This window comes from Oribacterium sinus (genome assembly GCF_014202695.1).
GTDB lineage: Bacteria > Bacillota > Clostridia > Lachnospirales > Lachnospiraceae > Oribacterium > Oribacterium sinus.
On sequence record NZ_JACHHH010000008.1, the window covers coordinates 75,658 to 89,445 of the forward strand.

Below are 13,788 nucleotides of genomic sequence, written 5' to 3' on the forward strand. Positions count from 1 at the left end.
CCTCATTTTATGGAATGTCAATAATTTAACAATGTAGAAATTGCATATTTTTTTGAACATTCTACGGAATAAAATAAGAGTAATAGTACAAATCCAAATCTACATCCGGCTATTTCTAGTCTGTAATGAAAGGTAGCAGAACGAGATATCGCACACTACGCGTGCGATACTCGTTAAGAATAAAAAAACAGAAAAGCAAAGCTTCTGTCAAAAGCTGCTTTTCTGTTTTTTATTTCTGATTTACAGTTTATACAGTTTCGTATATTTCTCCTCAATGTAATCCAAGAAATAGTTCACATTAAACTCTTCCCCTGTCACCATTTTCATAAGCTCCGGTGCCTCATAGCGGAAACCGTAGGTATGGATATGCTCCTTTAGCCAGTTCATGATTTCATCAAAATGGTTTTCTTCCAAAAGCCTCTCTACATCCAGGTCCTTCCGCATTACCTGCATGAATTGCGCCGCAAAGGCTGTTCCTAAAGCATAGGTAGGGAAGTAGCCGAAGCTTCCGTCCGACCAGTGCACATCCTGTAAGATGCCCACTTTATCATTTGGTACGTCCACGCCCAAATACTCCTTGTACTTTGCATTCCAGGTCTTATCCAGTCCCTCTGTTGAAATGCTTCCGTTAAATAAGCCCTTCTCGATTTCATAACGAATCAGGACATGCAATGGGTAGGTCAATTCATCTGCTTCCGTGCGAATAAAGGAAGGTTTAGACACATTGATGGCCTGATAAAATTCCTCTAAGGAAACCTCTCCCAGTTGCTTTGGAAAATGCTTTTGCAGCTTGGGATAATGATATTTCCAAAAGGCCATGGTTCTTCCCAGATAATTTTCGCAAAGGCGAGACTGGGACTCATGCATACCGGAAGACACCCCCTCGGATAAAATCATGCCGTCATACTTTGGATTAATATTGTGCTCATAATAGGCATGCCCTACCTCATGTACCGTGGACAAAATAGCAGAAATCACATTGTTCTCGAGATATTTCGTAGTGGTACGGCAGTCATTTTCACAGGTCCAGGAAGTAAAGGGATGCTCGGACTCATTTTGATAGCCCCAGGAGGAGTCAAAATGCAAGTACTCCAAAAGCCCTTCCATAAACTTCTTCTGCTCTTCCACCGGGAAGCTTTGGGCCAAGAAATCCTCTCGAAGCTGCTTTGCCTTGGTCACCTTCTGAATAAGAGGCACCAATCTTTCCTTTAAAGCCTCAAAAAAGGCATCATACTTTTCCTCGTCCATCCCCGGTTCAAAATCATCCAGCATCTGATTGTAAATGGACAGATTGCTGTTCCGATAGCCATAAAGCTTCTTCTTTCCTTCAATCACCTTCTCTAAATAGGGAGCAAAAAGAGAATAGTCCGCCTTGGATTTTGCCAAAAGCCAGGCATCAAAGGATTCACTACAAAGCTTTTCAAAGGCTACAAACTCCTCCTTGGGAATGCAAAGGGTATCCAAGGCCTGCTTGTAATAAAGCTGAATGGCCCGCTTATTTTCAGCATCCACCTTGGGATCATCCTTTAAATCCTTGAGTAATTCTACAATTTCCGGATCTGTCTCCAAACTGAAAAGCTCCCCTGTCAAAAAGGCGGAACGCTCATCTCTATAGCCTGCTCCGGCTGTAGGCGCTACAGTCTGCTTATCAATATCAATGATATTTAGAGCCATATGGTAGGCAGAACATTTAAACAGCCAGTCCTGATACTTCTTTAATTTTTCTTCCGTAGTCATATATTTTTTTCCTTTCTATCTGCTCTGCCTGATATGACATATACCAGTGCAGAGAGCACCATATATTCAGCATTTTCATAACACATTTAATAATAACACATACAAATGTAGAAAAGTCATACTATTATGATACTAGATGTTTAACGTTTGTGATTTTTCATTTTTTTCAAAATCGCCAACGTTAAACTTGATATTTTATGATAATTTTGTTAGTATAGGCTAAACAAAATTAAAAAAGGAAGGACAATATGAATTGGTATCCTCGTGAAAACTACCTTAAAAAGATTCGTGATTTTTACCATGAAACCGATATCATTAAAGTAATTACCGGTGTCCGAAGATGTGGTAAATCCTGTATCATGGAGACAATTGCCAGCGAATTAAAAGAATCCGGAATTCCAACTGACCGACTCTATTTCTTTGACCTAGACAGTAAAGCCTATCACAAAATTCTAAAGGCGGAACAGCTAGAAGCGTTATTGGAATCAATCCCTCCGGTCTCCGGAACAAAATACCTTTTTATTGATGAAATCCAAAATGTTAAGGGCTTTGAAATAATTCTTAATAGTTTACGTAGGACAAATGAATGGTCAATCTTTATCACAGGATCAAACTCGTATCTCCTAAGTGGAGAGTTAATGACAAAGCTTACCGGAAGATATATTGAATTTGAAATGTTTCCTCTTTCTTTCGAGGAGTATGAAGGCATCAAAGAATTCTATGGTAAAGCGATTGCTTCCGACCGACAAGAAGAATTACAAAATTACATCCTTGAAGGCGGATTTCCCAGAACTATACAAATGGATAGTATTTCTGCAAAAAGGCGATATGTTCAAAGCGTTATCGATGAAATCTTTGAAAAAGACATTAGAAGAAGGCTGAAAATCCGTAACAAGAATACATTCGAAACAGTCCAAAAATATATTATCAATAATTTTGGTGCAACAACCAGCCTAAAAAGTTTGAAAAAAGCCATTGAGCAGAGTGGAACAGCTATCAGTGAGGCCACAATTGCAAGATACATTAAAGCCTTGTTGGACGCGAAAATTCTTTGCGAATGCCCAAGGTTTGATATGAAATCCAAAAAGTCCTTAAGCGGAGAAAAAAAATACTATCTGGCAGACACTGCTTTTTATTTTGCACAGAATACCGATAATAGAATTAACTTCGGTCCTGTTCTCGAAAATATCACCTATATATACGCAAGATCTCACGACTACTCTGTTAGCGTTGGACGAGTTGGAAAACTGGAATGCGATTTCATCTTAAGAAATGATGAAATGCGATATTCCTACATTCAGGTTGCGTATACCATTGCATTATCAAAGGAAACGGAAGACCGTGAGTACAGACCGCTTGAAGCAATTAAAGACAATTATCCAAAATATGTAGTTACTGCTGACTCTATTCTGCAACAACGTAATGGTATTGAACATATTAACCTCGTTGACTTTATGAGAAATGGAAAGGCTTTTTAATTCTATATTATGAAGCATATTCCCAAACGAGAAAACGCATGCTTTGCTAGTGATACTTACTATGCATAGCACAAAAACCGGAGAAAATCCCCGGCTTTTGTACTTGCATCATTCATTCGCCCTTATTATTACAAAAAAGTTCTATGTAGCATCTTCATGCAGTACTTCAATGTAATATTTCCATACAGCACTATAGTCTTGCTACTCCACTTTTCTTTGCGGCTTCCGCTACGGCTTTAGCTACTGCGTCCTTGACTCTTTCATCAAAGGCCGCCGGCAGAATATACTCCGCATTAAGTTCCTGATCGCTCACCAGTTCCGCTATAGCATAGGCTGCGGCAACCTTCATTTCATCATTGATGTCCTTTGCCCGCACATCCAGAGCGCCTCTAAAGATACCCGGAAAGCATAGTACATTATTAATCTGGTTTGGAAAATCCGACCGCCCTGTAGATACTACCGCAGCTCCTGCCTCCTTCGCATCCTCCGGGAATATTTCCGGAATAGGATTGGCACAGGCAAAGATAATGGGCTTCTCCGCCATGCTCTTCACCATATCCTTATTCAGGGTTCCCGGTGCGGAAACACCGATAAAGACATCCGCATTTTTGATAACATCAGAAAGACTTCCCTTTTCCATGGAGAGATTGGTAACCTCTGCCATTTCCATCTTAATGGGATTTAAGTTCTCTCTTCCCTTATAAATAGCACCTTCCCTATCCGTCATAATCACATGTTTTGCTCCCATGCTTAAGAGCAGTTTGATAATGGCAATGCCTGCCGCTCCTGCTCCGGAGGTCACAATCTTCACTTCTTCGATTTTTTTCCCGGTAAGCTTTAAGGCATTAATCAGACCTGCCAAAGTGACCACCGCAGTACCATGCTGGTCATCATGGAAAATCGGAATATCACAAATTTCCTTGAGTCTCTTTTCAATTTCAAAACATCGGGGTGCGGAAATGTCTTCCAGATTCACTCCCCCAAAGCTTCCGGCAAGGAGGCTCACCGTCTTCACGATTTCTTCCACATCCTTCGTTCTTACGCAGAGCGGAATGGCATCCACATCTCCAAAGGCCTTAAACAGCACACATTTTCCTTCCATAACCGGCATGCCCGCCTCCGGTCCTATGTCTCCCAAACCTAAAACTGCAGTTCCGTCCGTTACCACCGCCACCGTATTCCAGCGTCTGGTCAGCTCATAGCTTTTTTCCACATCCTTCTGTATCGCAAGGCAGGGTTCTGCAACTCCCGGGGTATAAGCAAGGCTTAAAGCCTCTTTGCTATCTACCTTGGCTCTCGGTGTAATTTCCAGCTTTCCCTTTAATTCATAATGCAGTTTCAATGATTCCTTCGCATAGTCCATTTTTTCTTCCTCCGTACTTTATTTCAATTCTATTCTATTTCATTTCTGACTTTTATTATTTCCAACTTTTATTATTTCTGACTTTTATTATTTCTAACTTCTCTTATTCTACCTTTGGATACTTCTTCCCGGTATCCATCGTTCCTTATAATGTGCCTTTCTTAACTCATTGTTTCTTATATCATTTCTTCTTATATTATTTTTTCCGGTTGAAACACTTCGTCAAACTTCTCTTCTGTCAAGAAACCAAGCTGTAGGCAGGCCTCTTTTAAAGAGATGTTTTCCTGAAAGGCTTTCTTCGCTGTCTTCGCCGCATTTTCATAGCCGATATAGGGATTTAAGCAGGTTACAAGCATCAGAGAACGATGAAGATTTTCCTGCATTTTCTCCTTGTTCGCCATGATGCCAACAACACAGTTCTGATTAAAGGACAGCATGGCATCGGAAAGCAGGCGTACAGACTGCAAAAAATTGTAGATACACACCGGCATATATACATTTAGCTCAAAATTTCCCTGAGAAGCCGCCATGCCCACTGCTACATCATTGGCCATGACCTGAACGGACACCATGGTAAGCGCCTCGCACTGGGTGGGATTGACCTTTCCCGGCATAATGGAGCTTCCCGGCTCATTTTCCGGAAGGAAAATTTCTCCAAGACCGCATCTTGGGCCACTGCCAAGCCAACGGATGTCATTGGCTATTTTCATTAAATTCGCTGCCAAGGCTTTCAAAGCGCCATGGGCAAAAACCAGTTCATCCTTACTGCTAAGGGAATGGAATTTGTTGTCTGCAGTTTTAAAATCCTTATGTGTTAGTTCCGAAACTGCTTTAGCCACTTCCACATCAAAACCCTTCGGGGCATTCAGTCCCGTTCCCACTGCAGTTCCCCCAAGAGCCAGCTCACGAAGTCCGGGAAGGCTTAATTTAAGCATCTCCATCGATTTTTCCAGCATATTTTTCCAACCGCTGATTTCCTGAGAAAAGCTAATCGGAGTGGCGTCCTGTAAGTGGGTCCGGCCTGTTTTTACAATGCCTTCATTTTCCTGCATAAGTCTTTCAAAGGATTGAATGAGGGTGTCAAGACTGGGAAAAAGTCTCTCCTCGATTTCCAAGGCTGCTGCGATATGCATGGCTGTTGGGAAGGTATCGTTGGAGCTTTGGGACATATTGGCATGGTCGTTTGGATGAAGTAGCTTTTCTCCCGCCACTTCATTTCCCCGATTGGCAATGACTTCGTTCACATTCATGTTGGACTGGGTTCCGCTTCCGGTCTGCCATACCACAAGAGGAAAATGTTCGTTAAGTTTTCCTCCCAAAATCTCATCGCAGACATCAGAAATCAAAGTCTTTCGTCTTTCATCCAGTTTTCCAAGTCGGTTATTGGCCATTGCTGCCGCCTTCTTTAAAATGGCAAAGGCACGGATAATCTCAGTAGGCATTTTCTCCGTTCCTATTTTAAAATTCTCAAAGCTTCTCTGAGTTTGTGCCCCCCAGTATTTCTCCACCGGAACCTGCACTTCCCCCATGGAATCGTGTTCTGTTCTATAGTCCATTTCTTTTCCTCCATACAGCCTTTACAACAGGAAAATTACTTCGGATAGATTTTATCAAAAAAATGGCTGAGGGAACAGGCTGGATTCTATTGGATTCTTTAATTTCCACCGGAGCATTCTTTGGATGTCATTTTATAAAATTCTTCAGATGTCTTTTTGTAAAATATACTTGACATATCAAAAACAAGGTGTATATTGGTTATGTAAAGTATTTACGACATTTTGTAATACATATTGCTTTCACCCAAGAGTGAAGGCAAAGAAATGAAAGGAGTTTTCGATGAATTATTTTAACTTAGGAATCGCTGTAGGTTTTTTTGCCAGTTCCCTCTTAGTTCTATTTCGAAACAGATTGAGTAAGAAACAACAGGATTGCTATGATGAGAGGCAGGTAATCGTCCGCGGGAAGGGCTATCAATATGCTTTTTTCACCACCATGGGACTCCTCATGCTGTACGCTGCTTTTGCCGAGCCGATTGAGAAATATTTGGAAGCCGGAATTATTCCCCTTGCCATTCTTCTTTTCTCGGGACTGATCCTCATGGGATACTGCCTTTTCCATGATGCCTTCTGGGGGCTTAGCAATAAACATAATAAAAGGATTGCCGTTATTGTATGGGCTCTGTTCAGTGTACTGAACGTCTTTAACACCGTAGAGAATATCTCTCCCGATAAAATATGGATTGCCGGAAGGCTCAGCAGCCGCTTTATGCTTCCTCTCCTTCTCAGTATCTTTTTTGCCATTGCCCTGATTCTCATGCTACTGAAGAATCGAATGAAGAATGATGAAGAGTGAGGTGGAAAATGAAGAATCTCCGTTTAAAATCCGCTAGAGCGGGAAAAGATCTGTCCCAGCAGGAGCTGGCCGATCTGGTAGGCGTTAGTAGGCAAACCATCAATGCTATAGAAAAAGGGGACTATAACCCTACCATCCGCCTCTGCCTCGCCATTTGTCATGTATTAGGAAAAACATTGGATGAGCTGTTCTGGGAAGAAGCGCCTAATTAACTTCATAAAAGGCGCTCACTTTCCGTCGTTATCTTCGTTCTCTCCACAAAGCTCTTTTAATTCCTCAAAGCTATAGTCCCGATAGACCTTTCCTCGTCCCAGCAAAGAATCTGCCGTTTCCGGCAGGGCTTTCAGCAACGTTTCCAGCAGGATTTCTTTCGGCAAAGGAATCAATTCTCCATCCGCATCTTCCGCCTGATGTGCCATAAAAATAAACTCTCCTCTTTCCCAGTCCATGGCAAAGCTATTCATCACTTCTGTAGCAGGCACTTGCAAGAGACTTTCTTCCTGCGAGATGATATTTTCATAGAGAAATTCATACAGGGCTTCCTTAGCGATTTTGATTACTCTAACGGTGTTTTCCTTCATCCTTTTCCTCCCTAATCTTTATCCGAACTTTATCCAAAGATAGCTTCCCTAATTCTTTTCTATCCGAGATACCGATAACAAATACTAGCCTGCTCGTAATAAGTTCCCAACGAAGCCAAATACTGTACAAAAAGATAATTTATTGTATCACGACTTATTCGAAATATAACTATTCCCTTGTCCTTTCTCCTTTTTATGATAAAATAACAATATTATTATGATAAAAAAACAAAAAGGAGAACCCCTATGATTAATATCCGTCCGGTTTCCGACTTAAGAAATAAATTTCCAGAAATTGAAGATGTTGTTGTTAATTCCAACGCCCCTGTATTTCTTACAAAAAATGGTTATGGAACAATGGTTTTAATGAGTCTTGAACAATATTCCGCCTTAACCGATGATACAGAAAAAAAGCTGGATGAAGCAGATTCCCTTGCCGCAAGCTCTACAACTCGGCTCTCTAAATCTGAAGTTTTTGGTTCTGTAAGGAGAAGGATTAATGAACAAGCCAAAATATAACTTAAGCTTTCTTCCAATCTTCCAAGAAGATTTATACGAAGTAACAGACTATATCAACTCTCAAAAATCCCGGTGCAGCTCACCGCTTGCTTGATGATATTGAGTTCGCAATCAGCAAGCGACTGGAAATGCCTCTTTCATTTCCAAAGTATCCATCTTCTAAATTAAGAAAGCAAGTTTACTACAGAATCAATGTAAGAAACTTTTCCATTTTCTATGTAGTAATAGGTAATACAATGGAAGTGAGAAGATTATTATATGCAAAGAAAAATATTGATGACTTGCTAAGATAAATTTTGTCTTAGCATTTTTTATATTCAATCACAATATTATCTTCGTTTTCCCTTCATTAAGCTTATCCAAAGATCACTTCCCTAATTCTTTTTAAACTTTCTTCATTCTCCAAATATTCATGCATAAAGGGATACATAAAGAAGCTCATGGGGCGAACCTGCGTAGGACTGGCTACATCCCAAAGCTTGCTTTTCGCCCAGCTTTCTACCACTTCCAATACCTTGTCTTTTTGTCCGAGATATCGATAGCAAATACAGGCCTGCTCGTAATACAGTTCCCCAAGATTTAAGTCCTTGATTCTTTCATAATAGTCCACTGTATCCTCCGGACTGCCCTTCATAAAAAGTAAATTCAAAAGCTTCATCTTATCAAAGTCTTTTTCGGAATTCAGCTTTCCTTCTGCTATCAATTCCGAAGCTGTTTTCGGTGCTTTTGGCGGCTGATAATCCTTGCTCCTTGATTCCGGTAAAATATCCTGCTGCATATAGTCCAGGAGAATCTTGCAATAATTGTATCGTTGGCAAGAGCCCTTAAGGCATTTCTCTTCCTCTGCTTCCATTAAGCGACTTTGTTCTTCCTGAAGAGCTTTACTTACTTCTGCTTCCCGTCCGATTTTCTTTGCCGCAAAGCACATGGCCATCATATATTCGTTGGCTACATTGGAATAATACCACTCATCCCAAAAGGGCATTAAAAGGAGAGTATGGCTTACCGCTTCTTCATACTTTCGGTCAAAAAACTCCACCCCAGCCCTTACCGCAAGATTTTGGTGAGGAAATTTCTCTTCAAAGGCATCTAGTTTAGCCAAACTTTCAGCGGAACCATTTTTAATTTCTTCGCAAATGTCTCTGTACTTCTTAGGTAGTTTTATTGCTTCCATAAGCTTCCCTTTCTTGGACAATGCCCCCGTTATCAATACTGCTTCCCTGTAACATCAAAATCCGGATTCCCCTCAGTCTATGGTCAGTAAAATATCATCCACGAACTCCGAAAGTCCTGCTGCGGCATAAATCACCTCATCCGGATCATGGATATAGCAAAGAATCTGCCCCTCTTTTCCCTCCTTATCCAGGTCAAAATCCAGCATTAAAAAGCAACTGTCACAATACTCCGCAAAAGGAATCCATTGCTTATGAAAAAGATAGGGTTTAATCCTGCTATCCCGCGTTTTCTCTATTTCTTCTTCGGTGAAAAAGTCCGGAAACTCTGTCAGAAGAGCATCTCTGTTCTGAAAATATTGCTTCGTCCTCTCAATCTGCTTCATACTCATCAGGTTAAATGACATTTCCACACCATGGATTACAGAAGGTAAAATACTAAAATATTGGCTTCCGTTTTTATAGCTGTAAAGCTCCTTAAAGTCTTTCGGTAGCTTGATGGAAAACTTCTTCTCAAAAGCTTCTATCTCTTTCTGCGAAGCCCCGGGAATCTCTTGATACTCCTCCCAATATCCCTCTTCTATCGGATCATCCATGTCCAGTTCCTCAAAATTCTCTACTACGTACTGCTCTATCCGCCTTATCTTCTGAATAAGATCCATTTCTACTCCTGCTTTCTTTATCATGAATATTCGATTTTATCCTAAATATTCAACGCAAAAATACTTCCGCATTTCTTTAAGCGATAGTAATTATACTATATCTATCCTAAAGAAGCAGGAAGTAATATGTATTGTAATTCACAATACATTACATTACAATTATGTAGAAAGGTGGTGATATGATGAAAGATGCAACAGTAAGTGCTCGTGTAGAATGTAATGTTAAAAATGAAGCAGAAGATATTTTGCAAAAACTGGGTGTTCCTGTCTCTGTTGTAATAAATTCCCTTTATCGACAGATAATATACAATCAGGGTATTCCCTTCTCCCTTACTATTCCCAAGGAACCGAAAACTCTTGACCAACTGTCTGAAGCTGATTTAAATGCAAAGCTCTCCCACAGCTATGAACAATCACTCCGTAAGGAGGGGCGCCCGTTTGATAAGGTTTTTGATGAAGTAGAAGGGAGTTTAAGATAAATGGACTCCTTTGAAATCATCATGACTCCCGACGCTACTAAAGATCTTTTAGAACTTAAAGATTATATTTCGGATAATTTACTCGCTCCGGACACTGCCCTGTTTTATATTGAATCCATTCGTAAGAAAATAAATACCTTATCGCAAATGCCGGATCGAGTAAAACCCGTGGAAATAGAACCATGGAAATCTATCGGTATACGAAAAATCATGGCAAAAAACTTCTATATCTACTATCGAATTAATCAAAAAGATAAACAAGTCTACATTTTAAACATTCTATATAATCGCAGAGATCAACTAAGGCAACTTGCTACTAAGTTCAAATAAAAATGAATGAACAAGCCAAAATATAACTTAAGCTTTCTCCCGATTTTTCCTACCACAAACCAAATGGTCACTATATTAAAGAACAATGACTTTCTGTTTTGCAATTGAATAGTATAAACAAAATTATCATAAATAAATTTATAATGTGGAAAGCCAACCTGTGAATTATAGGCAAAAAGGCGAGCTAAGTAAATCAGAATCAATATAAGGAAATTGCTTTTATATGTCTTTCCACTGCAATTCTCCACCGTCAGGGCCCAGATTTATAGGAACTCCCTCTTCCGCAATAAAAAATTCCATAATTTCTCCTCCGGTTCACGACGTAATCGAATCAAAATTCTAGAAAAAGATAATTTATTATATCACGTATAGAACTCTCCTATGTTATACTTAAAAATCTCTAGAATAATTTATTTTTTACCATTACAATAAAAGTAATGGTAAAAAGAGAAGAATTCTTTATTTAAAGCATTTATGATACGAGTGGAAAGAAAGGAGATCAAAAATGGGTTTAAGTCAAGAAGAACTAAAGAAAATAAATGAGCTTCAGAATACGGCTCAGTTACAACATGGTTGGAAAGCCATACGAAATATCATCACTTGGAGGGAAAGAGTAAAAAAATATTTAATTCTAATTATGCTTCTGCCCTTTCTCAGCTTGATTATCACTTATGGTTTAATGACCCTGGTAGATGAGGGTATCCTTCCCCGCAGCGATTTTATGCATGAGTTTTTGCGTCTACTCTCCTGTTTGGTTCTCTTTTCTTTGGCACTCTATTTCTTCACTGCCTTTTTTTATAGCTTTTTTGTTGACCGCTTGGATAGAAAGAAAAAGCGAAAGCTCCGCAGTCTTTACGAGCGAGAAATTCTTACACCGATCCTACAAGCTCTGTATCCTACAGCGGAAGTCGATACGGAGTATCATATTGCCCTGAATACGATAAAAGAAGTCGTCCCTTCTGCAAAATGCTATATCCAATCCGGAATACTGGAACTCCATGATGAAAGAGATCTTGAAATAGTCGATTTATATGCATTCAGCGTCGAAAAAGGAGATAACGGTTACGATGATATTACCGACTTTCTCGGACAGGTTTATTCCATAAAGAACCCGCTCTCTTCAAAGGGAAAGTTATGGATTGTTCCGACAGAGCATTTCCTTAACTTTGAGACGGAAGACGGCTATCTTGGCACCACGCAGGACGGCAATAAAATCGACGTTGAAGATATACAGCATAACGAACACTACAACATTTACTGCACAGACGAACTATCTGCAAGGAAGTTCTTAAGCCCCACTGTTATCGAATGGTTTAACAGCATGACTTCCCGCCGCAAGCTTTCCTTTTACATAAACGAATCTCGCATATATTTTGCAAATTACAACAATAAGTACTTCTTCGACGCTCCGGACGACCAGAAAAAATACATGGCATGGCGAATAGAAAACGTGGCAAGGAAGATCAGCTATGCCATGGATTTTGCAAACGAAGTGACAGAGATGCTACATAAGCACGAAGGTTTTTCATAGGACTCCGCTTTTCTTTGCATAGGACTCCGCTTTTCTTTGCATAGAATTTCTTTCTTTGCATAGAAATTCTTTCTTTGCATAGAATTACTTTCTTTGCATAAGATCTCTTATTTTGCCTTACTTAATTTCACCTTGGGAACAAGGAAGTACAAAGGAATGATATTCAGTACAAATGTTGTGATAAAGAGCAGCATATCCTTCAGCTGAATTCCATTTCCGGACAAGATTGCATTCATCATATTCGTGTAATAATAGCCCGGGAAAATCCTTTGTACTTTGGCAACAAGGGAAATAAATCCGCTTTCCGCTCCGAAGCTTGCGAAGGGTATAATGGTCAAAGCTGCCAGAATAATGACCGGAAATCCCACTGTATCAATGAGTTTGGCATCCAATCTCACACCAAGTACAAAGCCGATAACGCTGAAGTAAATCCCCATGATGGTCAATAAGAAAAACTGAATGCCCAGCTTTCCGTTAATCGGGAATTTGGCAAATACCGTCGCAGCGCCTAAAACAACAACAAAGATCAAGGCATTTAACACGATTTGCACTAAGGTCTGGTCCAAAAGATAGTTTTTTATCCCGTAGTTGGAAAATCGGGATTCAAAGGAATAAAAACCGATGTCAGAGGAGATTCTTTTACTAAAGGTTGCCAGACTGTTTCCGATGATACCGATAAACACGGCAATCCCCAGCATAATATTCGGTAGCATATCCGCCTGAATATTGTATAAGAACATATACCAGGCCAGTGGAAGAAGAATCGTAAATAAGACAAATCTTCTGTTTCGTAACACCTGCTTTAATTGAATCATGCTAATCATTTTTAGGCCTCCTTTTCAACCTTTTCTCTATAAAACTCTTCAATCATTTTTCCCTGCCGGTGAATCTCTTCTACGGATTCAGCTGCTGCAATTCGTCCATTCTTTAAGATCATTACCTTCGTAAAGAAGTGATCAATCTGGTTAAAATCATGGGTAACAATCACCGAAGTATATTTTTCCTTCTCTAGAAGCTTCCAAAACCGGTCTACGGATTCTAAGTCCATTCCGGTGGTTGGCTCATCCAGAAAAATCAGCTTCGGAGAATTTAAAATGCTGAGCAGTAAGGAAAGCCTCCTCTTTTGTCCTCCGGAAAGACCGCCCACATATTGCTTTTTAAAATCCTGCAAGGAAACTTTTTCCAAGGCTTTATCCACATCTATTGCAATTCGATTCATCGCACTTTTTAGCTGTACTAAATCCGAAACCGTCAAATCATCAATCAAAATATCGCCCTGGGGCATCATGCCGATTTCCGTCTGATAATCCAGTGCCGTCTTCACAGTACCGGAATTTGCCTCCAGCTGACCGGCAATGATTTTCATCAGCGTACTCTTTCCCGCTCCATTATTCCCCAGCAAAGCGACCTTCTCACCTTCCTCTATGGAGAAGGAAACGCCTTTTAATACCTCTTTATTTTTAAAGGATTTCTTGATTTCATCTACACTAAACATCTCAGTGAACCTCCATTTCTTTTTTCTTTACGAGGCTCATTATAGAACGTGTTTCGGAAGAGAAAATAATCTTGTCGTGAATGGTACTT

15 protein-coding genes are annotated in these 13,788 nt (G+C 40.0%); 7 read left to right on the plus strand and 8 right to left on the minus strand.

Annotated elements, in window-relative coordinates:
• Window positions 1-240: 240 nt before the first annotated feature.
• Entirely contained in the window at window positions 241-1,737 is a 1,497-nt protein-coding gene (locus HNQ46_RS08320; protein WP_183684275.1) for a carboxypeptidase M32, read from the minus strand.
• A gap of 248 nt (window positions 1,738-1,985) precedes the next feature.
• Here HNQ46_RS08320 and HNQ46_RS08325 point away from each other — a divergent pair, with 248 nt between their 5' ends.
• Complete coding sequence (locus HNQ46_RS08325; RefSeq protein ID WP_183684276.1) at window positions 1,986-3,215, plus strand: ATP-binding protein; 1,230 nt, start codon at window positions 1,986-1,988, stop codon at window positions 3,213-3,215.
• A gap of 190 nt (window positions 3,216-3,405) precedes the next feature.
• Here HNQ46_RS08325 and HNQ46_RS08330 read toward each other — a convergent pair whose 3' ends face one another.
• On the minus strand, window positions 3,406-4,578 hold the full coding sequence (locus HNQ46_RS08330; RefSeq protein ID WP_183684277.1) for an NAD(P)-dependent malic enzyme: 1,173 nt from the start codon (window positions 4,576-4,578) through the stop codon (window positions 3,406-3,408).
• Between the two features lie 191 nt (window positions 4,579-4,769).
• Window positions 4,770-6,134 (minus strand): class II fumarate hydratase, encoded by a 1,365-nt coding sequence (gene fumC / locus HNQ46_RS08335; protein WP_183684278.1) that lies wholly within the window; start codon window positions 6,132-6,134, stop codon window positions 4,770-4,772.
• Window positions 6,135-6,414: 280 nt separating this feature from the next.
• Here fumC and HNQ46_RS08340 point away from each other — a divergent pair, with 280 nt between their 5' ends.
• Both HNQ46_RS08340 and HNQ46_RS08345 read left to right on the plus strand, forming a co-directional pair.
• Complete coding sequence (locus HNQ46_RS08340) at window positions 6,415-6,930, plus strand: hypothetical protein (RefSeq protein ID WP_243155887.1); 516 nt, start codon at window positions 6,415-6,417, stop codon at window positions 6,928-6,930.
• 8 nt (window positions 6,931-6,938) lie between these two features.
• On the plus strand, window positions 6,939-7,142 hold the full coding sequence (locus HNQ46_RS08345; protein WP_007157276.1) for a helix-turn-helix transcriptional regulator: 204 nt from the start codon (window positions 6,939-6,941) through the stop codon (window positions 7,140-7,142).
• A gap of 15 nt (window positions 7,143-7,157) precedes the next feature.
• Here the strand turns inward: HNQ46_RS08345 and HNQ46_RS08350 are convergent, their stop codons facing one another.
• Entirely contained in the window at window positions 7,158-7,511 is a 354-nt protein-coding gene (locus HNQ46_RS08350; protein ID WP_183684279.1) for a hypothetical protein, read from the minus strand.
• A gap of 246 nt (window positions 7,512-7,757) precedes the next feature.
• On the opposite strand from HNQ46_RS08350, the gene HNQ46_RS08355 reads away from it, so the two are divergent.
• On the plus strand, window positions 7,758-8,030 hold the full coding sequence (locus tag HNQ46_RS08355) for a type II toxin-antitoxin system Phd/YefM family antitoxin (RefSeq protein ID WP_183684280.1): 273 nt from the start codon (window positions 7,758-7,760) through the stop codon (window positions 8,028-8,030).
• A gap of 355 nt (window positions 8,031-8,385) precedes the next feature.
• On the opposite strand, the gene HNQ46_RS08360 is transcribed toward HNQ46_RS08355, so the two are convergent.
• On the minus strand, window positions 8,386-9,204 hold the full coding sequence (locus tag HNQ46_RS08360) for a hypothetical protein (RefSeq protein ID WP_183684281.1): 819 nt from the start codon (window positions 9,202-9,204) through the stop codon (window positions 8,386-8,388).
• A gap of 72 nt (window positions 9,205-9,276) precedes the next feature.
• Entirely contained in the window at window positions 9,277-9,864 is a 588-nt protein-coding gene (locus HNQ46_RS08365) for an SMI1/KNR4 family protein (RefSeq protein ID WP_183684282.1), read from the minus strand.
• A gap of 179 nt (window positions 9,865-10,043) precedes the next feature.
• On the opposite strand from HNQ46_RS08365, the gene HNQ46_RS08370 reads away from it, so the two are divergent.
• The 3 genes from HNQ46_RS08370 (at window position 10,044) to HNQ46_RS08380 (ending at window position 12,204) form a co-directional block, all read left to right on the plus strand.
• Window positions 10,044-10,343, plus strand: a complete 300-nt coding sequence (locus HNQ46_RS08370; RefSeq protein WP_243155888.1) for a type II toxin-antitoxin system RelB/DinJ family antitoxin — start codon at window positions 10,044-10,046, stop codon at window positions 10,341-10,343.
• A complete protein-coding gene (locus HNQ46_RS08375; RefSeq protein WP_183684283.1) occupies window positions 10,344-10,673 on the plus strand; it encodes a type II toxin-antitoxin system RelE/ParE family toxin in 330 nt (109 codons plus the stop codon).
• A 505-nt stretch (window positions 10,674-11,178) separates the two neighbouring features.
• Window positions 11,179-12,204, plus strand: a complete 1,026-nt coding sequence (locus HNQ46_RS08380; RefSeq protein ID WP_183684284.1) for a DUF3137 domain-containing protein — start codon at window positions 11,179-11,181, stop codon at window positions 12,202-12,204.
• A 107-nt stretch (window positions 12,205-12,311) separates the two neighbouring features.
• Here the strand turns inward: HNQ46_RS08380 and HNQ46_RS08385 are convergent, their stop codons facing one another.
• Together HNQ46_RS08385 and HNQ46_RS08390 are read right to left on the minus strand one after the other, a co-directional pair.
• Window positions 12,312-13,028, minus strand: a complete 717-nt coding sequence (locus HNQ46_RS08385) for an ABC transporter (protein WP_183684285.1) — start codon at window positions 13,026-13,028, stop codon at window positions 12,312-12,314.
• A gap of 2 nt (window positions 13,029-13,030) precedes the next feature.
• Window positions 13,031-13,699 carry an ABC transporter ATP-binding protein gene (locus HNQ46_RS08390; protein ID WP_183684286.1) on the minus strand — a complete coding sequence of 223 codons (669 nt, stop codon included), beginning with the start codon at window positions 13,697-13,699 and terminating at the stop codon, window positions 13,031-13,033.
• Window positions 13,700-13,788: the final 89 nt, after the last annotated feature.

What these genes read in the sequence shown, in the direction of transcription:
- HNQ46_RS08340 (WP_243155887.1), top strand. Translation starts at nt 6,415, where the DNA reads ATGAATTATTTTAACTTAGGAATCGCTGTAGGTTTTTTTGCCAGTTCC.
- HNQ46_RS08365 (WP_183684282.1), bottom strand. Translation starts at nt 9,864, where the DNA reads ATGGATCTTATTCAGAAGATAAGGCGGATAGAGCAGTACGTAGTAGAG.
- HNQ46_RS08360 (WP_183684281.1), bottom strand. Translation starts at nt 9,204, where the DNA reads ATGGAAGCAATAAAACTACCTAAGAAGTACAGAGACATTTGCGAAGAA.
- HNQ46_RS08320 (WP_183684275.1), bottom strand. Translation starts at nt 1,737, where the DNA reads ATGACTACGGAAGAAAAATTAAAGAAGTATCAGGACTGGCTGTTTAAA.
- fumC (WP_183684278.1), bottom strand. Translation starts at nt 6,134, where the DNA reads ATGGACTATAGAACAGAACACGATTCCATGGGGGAAGTGCAGGTTCCG.
- HNQ46_RS08350 (WP_183684279.1), bottom strand. Translation starts at nt 7,511, where the DNA reads ATGAAGGAAAACACCGTTAGAGTAATCAAAATCGCTAAGGAAGCCCTG.
- HNQ46_RS08325 (WP_183684276.1), top strand. Translation starts at nt 1,986, where the DNA reads ATGAATTGGTATCCTCGTGAAAACTACCTTAAAAAGATTCGTGATTTT.
- HNQ46_RS08345 (WP_007157276.1), top strand. Translation starts at nt 6,939, where the DNA reads ATGAAGAATCTCCGTTTAAAATCCGCTAGAGCGGGAAAAGATCTGTCC.
- HNQ46_RS08390 (WP_183684286.1), bottom strand. Translation starts at nt 13,699, where the DNA reads ATGTTTAGTGTAGATGAAATCAAGAAATCCTTTAAAAATAAAGAGGTA.
- HNQ46_RS08385 (WP_183684285.1), bottom strand. Translation starts at nt 13,028, where the DNA reads ATGATTAGCATGATTCAATTAAAGCAGGTGTTACGAAACAGAAGATTT.
- HNQ46_RS08375 (WP_183684283.1), top strand. Translation starts at nt 10,344, where the DNA reads ATGGACTCCTTTGAAATCATCATGACTCCCGACGCTACTAAAGATCTT.
- HNQ46_RS08380 (WP_183684284.1), top strand. Translation starts at nt 11,179, where the DNA reads ATGGGTTTAAGTCAAGAAGAACTAAAGAAAATAAATGAGCTTCAGAAT.
- HNQ46_RS08330 (WP_183684277.1), bottom strand. Translation starts at nt 4,578, where the DNA reads ATGGACTATGCGAAGGAATCATTGAAACTGCATTATGAATTAAAGGGA.
- HNQ46_RS08355 (WP_183684280.1), top strand. Translation starts at nt 7,758, where the DNA reads ATGATTAATATCCGTCCGGTTTCCGACTTAAGAAATAAATTTCCAGAA.
- HNQ46_RS08370 (WP_243155888.1), top strand. Translation starts at nt 10,044, where the DNA reads ATGATGAAAGATGCAACAGTAAGTGCTCGTGTAGAATGTAATGTTAAA.